This window comes from Pedobacter sp. 10L46_2, from assembly GCF_056395165.1.
Map to the genome: position 1 here is coordinate 1 of NZ_JBFTIZ010000339.1, position 4,441 is coordinate 4,441.

Sequence of the window (4,441 nt, forward strand, 5' to 3'; positions counted from 1 at the left end):
GTTAGTAACATTAAGTTCGTAATGCTTTATTTGTGATGTTTCGAGCTCCTCATTATAGTGGCTCACAAGCAATTGCTGGATATAATCAGTTTGTTCATCAAGTAATTCAAGCTTAGAAAACCCCATGAAAAGAAGGCACATTGCTAATGTGAGGCATATTTTCAAGTTTAATGTAAACTTTTTCATGGCGTTAAGCATTTAACATCATCAAGTTAATTATTTTTGTATTTTTGATTTATGAGTTTTTCTCCACAATCCAGAATTTGGATATACCAAAGTAACCGCGCATTTACAAATGACGAGGTGCAGGCAATACAGGAAAGATTAAATGATTTTACTGTACAATGGAAAGCACATGGCCATCAACTAAATGCGAAGGCAGAAATATTATACAATTTCTTTATTGTGTTTTTTGTTGATGAAGCTTCTGCAGGGGTTACCGGTTGCTCTATAGATTCATCTGTAAGAATAATGAAGGAAATTGAGCAGGAATACAAAGTAGATCTGTTTGATAGATTCAATATGGCCTATAAGTTAGAAGACAAGGTTATTGTTACTAACAAAGAAGACTTTGAAACGTTAGTAAATATAAAAGCAATAGGCCCGCAGACTATTGTATTTAACAACATGGTACAAACATTACAGGAGTTTGAAACGAAATGGCAAATACCATTTGAACAAAGCTGGCACAGTAAAGTGTTTGCACATTTACTGTAACCAGCATACAATATTAGCTATTTTACGTAAAACACATCCCCTTCTGTAAACATATTAAAGCGAAGGCTCTCCATTTTTATATGTCCTGTTTTTGTGGTTTTCAAGTTTTTAGGATCTGCTATTCTTAGTACCTGACTAACTCCCGCAACCTCAATCTTCTTCCCTTGTACTATTATCGCCGTACCTTCGTCAATGCCAACACAATCAAAAGTAGGGTGCGCTGCCAATGCAGAAAGAAGCCTGTTAAACCTGCTTCTTTTAATAAAATGCTGATCAATAATAACTGAATTAAGCAGACCCAAGCCCTGCTCAAATTCAATGTTCTTATCAACTAGTTTATTAAAAGTTTCCCTATAAATAGTGTCTCCTGCCAACTGATTGCCAGTGATCATATACTTACTCATCACTGCAGCACCGGCGCTCGTTCCTGCTACAGTTGCACCGTTATTATATGCCTGATGGATCGCTTTATAAATCGGAGTATTTAGTACAACCTTCATAAAGCGGCTTTGATCGCCACCCGTTATAAAAATAAGTTTTGCACCTGATAAGGAATCAAGCAATTGCTTATTACCAGCGCTTTCAGCAGTAAAATTAAGATATCCGATACTATTTGCTGCCTGAGCAGAAAGCTCTTCTTTAATGGCATTAAAAGAACCGATAGGATCACCACTAGACATAGGGAGAACTATCATATAATCTTTGGGACCCAAATTTGCGGTTTTAATTAATTTCTGCACCAATTCCGGAGAACGGGAACCTCCCCCGATTATAAATAAACTTCCCTTTGGTGAAGTTTTTTGTTGCGCAATTGAAGAATAGCTACACAACATGAGTGCAAAAACAAAAACTTGCTTTAACCTTGCTTTCTCTAAAATATTTAAGACCATCATTTATAAATCAATACTTCTATTTTACCATCTTCTGTTACAGTACCTCTGTACATTCCTTCCGTATTAAAGGGCATCGCCACGTTCCCATTTTTGTCAAGCGCTATTAGTCCACCGTCTCCACCTAGCTTTTCCATTTTATCAAGCGCCTTCTTTGATGCATCCGCTACCGATAGATTTCTATACTCCATCATAGCTGAAACATCATAGGCTACTACACTTCTGATATAAAACTCACCCCAGCCTGTACATGAGATACCAGCAGTCAGATTATTAGCATAAGTACCTGCACCGATAATTGGAGAATCACCAACTCGCCCATACTTTTTGTTCGTCATTCCACCCGTTGAGGTTCCAGCAGCAAGATTACCCATCTTGTCAAGTGCCACAGCACCAACTGTCCCGAATTTATAATCTCTATTTATCGTTCCCAGCTTCAAAGATTTTTTATTACCATGATCAAGCACAGCTTTCACAGAATCTTCTTTTATAGCTTCCTGCAAACCATCCCAACGTTCTTTAGTATAAAAATATTTAGGATCAACTATTTCAACTCCGCACTGCTTCGCAAACTGCTCAGCTCCCCTGCTCACCATCATTACATGTTCAGATTTTTCCATCACTGCCCTTGCAGCGGTAATTGGATTACGGATTACACTTACTCCCGCAACGGCTCCTGCTTTTAAACTTTTGCCTTCCATAATTGCAGCATCCATTTCATTTTTACCATCGTGCGTAAAAACTGCCCCCTTACCGGCATTAAAGAGTGGCGAATCTTCAAGTACACGTATTGCTGCTTCAACTGCATCCAGACTCGTTTTACCTGATTTAATAGCATCATAGCCCTGCTGTAAAGCCTTTGTTAATGCTGCAGTATATGCAGCCTCCTTTTCCGGGGTCATGCTCTTCTTTAGAATTGTTCCGGCACCCCCATGCACAACTAATACATATTTCTTTTGTGCCTGTAAATTCAAAGATGCAAGCAGCAGTAAAATAGAAAAGTAATAATTAAGCTTATAGTTCATAGTATTCCGTTTAATATAATGGGTTCTGTTTAACGTTAGAATTGGCTTTAATTTCTGCGTTAGGAATAGGATAAGCATATTCTTTATTTGCAGTGGTTAAATTGATTGCACCCAAAGCATTAATTGCATCCGCAGGCTCGCGAGTTATTGGTAAATTGTTTCTTCTTAGGTCAAAAAATCTATGACCTTCAAAAGCAAGTTCTTTGTATCTTTCTAAAACAACGGCCGTTAACAAAGTTGATTTATCTGTAAAGGAAACATCTGCATAATTCTTAATTCTGGCCTCCCTTAGTGCATTCAAATCTTGTGCCGACAACTGAATGTTATTTTTTTCGGCATAAGCTTCAGCTCTAATCAGGTACATTTCCCCAGTTCTGTAAAGTTTTACATCAGTAAGATTTGGCAAGCCCGAACTTCCCTCAAGATATTTGTTTACACTATATTTAGATTTACCTGCACCACGCGTATCATCAAATTTCACGTAGACAGGGTACCTTACATCATTAACCTTGTCATAGGTATTTATCAATTCAAAAGCGGGAGCATATACAACGATATTTTTAATATCATAATAGAAATCACCAAGGCGACTATCTCCAGCTACTCTTTTCAGTTTCCATATCACTTCGTCATCTGTTTTATCTTTCCAGATATCAGAAAAGTCATTGATACCTGCTAAAGGTGTTGCATTAATCGCCTCTGTGCTGTATTTAATAGCATCATCCCAATTTTTTTCATATAGCGCTACCCTGGCCTGCATTGCAGAAACTGCATTTAGGGTGATTCTGGTATTGTCATCAAAATCTGAAGGGATTAGCCCTTTTGCCGCTAAAAGATCAGATTTAATTTTGTTTATAGATTCTGCAAAAGTTAATCTGCCGGGATTGGAAACCTCTGATACCTCCATATACGGCACTCCCATTGCAGAAGCTTCGTATTTAGAAGCAAAGTTTCTAAGTAACTCAAAGTGGCAATATGCCCTAAGCGCCAATAACTCTCCTTTATATTGATTTTTAAGTCCCTCTTCTGATGATTTTGACTTTACCTTATCCACATAGGCAAGCACACGATTTACCCTGTCAATAGAAATGTAGTTGTTTTCCCAACCTGCCGTAATTGTACCGTTACTTCCATCATACTGCCACCGATAGGTAGATACACCACGGCCAGTGCTATTTTCACTTGGCAAGGTACATTCATCAGAAGTAAGAGATACATTGGTTATTGTTGAGGCGCCTAATGAAGCATAAGCTCCAATTAAACCTCCGTTAAGATCTGAAACTGTTTGAAATGCTTTTGAGTCATCAATTGTATCGGATGGTTTTAAATCCAGCTCCTTAGTGCAGGACGCTGCTAAAAAGGCAATCAGGAAAATGACACAAAGAGAAAGTTTATTACTATAATATTTTAACATGATTGTACAATTAGAAATTAACATTTAAACCAAAGGTATATGTCCTTGAACTTGGATAATCAAACATGGCTTCCCCATTATTATCCTCGGGATCAAAACCCTTCCACTTTGTCCATGTAACAAGATTACTGGCCTGAGCAAATACGGTTACACCGCTGATGAATTTAGTACCCGCTAATAATTTTTTTGGCAGTGAATAATTCAAATTCACATTTCTCAGTCTGATATAAGAGGCATCCTGAATATCCTTAGATGAATAACTTCTTTTCGCACCATATCTTGGTAAAAGAGCCTGATCTCCCTCTTTTTTCCACCTGTTATAAAGCATCCTTACTGATTGTCCACTTGTTCCAAAACTTGGATTTTCATTGTAATAATCCTCATTATTGTATCTG

Annotated in this window: 4 protein-coding genes and 2 pseudogenes; 1 reads left to right on the top strand and 5 read right to left on the bottom strand. The window is 37.6% G+C overall.

Translation table 11 applies throughout. The features are described 5' to 3' along the window. Positions 1–186: pseudogene (locus tag AC1DDX_RS24320) on the bottom strand (hypothetical protein); the annotation flags it as partial. A gap of 51 nt (positions 187–237) precedes the next feature. Here AC1DDX_RS24320 and AC1DDX_RS24325 point away from each other — a divergent pair. Continuing rightward, positions 238–717 (top strand): ABC transporter ATPase, encoded by a 480-nt coding sequence (locus AC1DDX_RS24325; protein ID WP_172661437.1) that lies wholly within the window; start codon positions 238–240, stop codon positions 715–717. A 17-nt stretch (positions 718–734) separates the two neighbouring features. Here the strand turns inward: AC1DDX_RS24325 and AC1DDX_RS24330 are convergent, their stop codons facing one another. From AC1DDX_RS24330 to AC1DDX_RS24345, 4 genes and pseudogenes are all read right to left on the bottom strand, one after another. Beyond that, on the bottom strand, positions 735–1,610 hold the full coding sequence (locus AC1DDX_RS24330; RefSeq protein WP_246269599.1) for a cyanophycinase: 876 nt from the start codon (positions 1,608–1,610) through the stop codon (positions 735–737). Next, entirely contained in the window at positions 1,607–2,632 is a 1,026-nt protein-coding gene (locus AC1DDX_RS24335; RefSeq protein WP_172661438.1) for an isoaspartyl peptidase/L-asparaginase family protein, read from the bottom strand. Before AC1DDX_RS24335 ends, AC1DDX_RS24330 begins: the two co-directional genes overlap by 4 nt. Before the next feature lie 10 nt (positions 2,633–2,642). Then, entirely contained in the window at positions 2,643–4,046 is a 1,404-nt protein-coding gene (locus AC1DDX_RS24340; protein ID WP_288882126.1) for a RagB/SusD family nutrient uptake outer membrane protein, read from the bottom strand. 10 nt (positions 4,047–4,056) lie between these two features. Continuing rightward, a pseudogene (locus tag AC1DDX_RS24345) lies at positions 4,057–4,441 on the bottom strand (SusC/RagA family TonB-linked outer membrane protein); the annotation flags it as partial.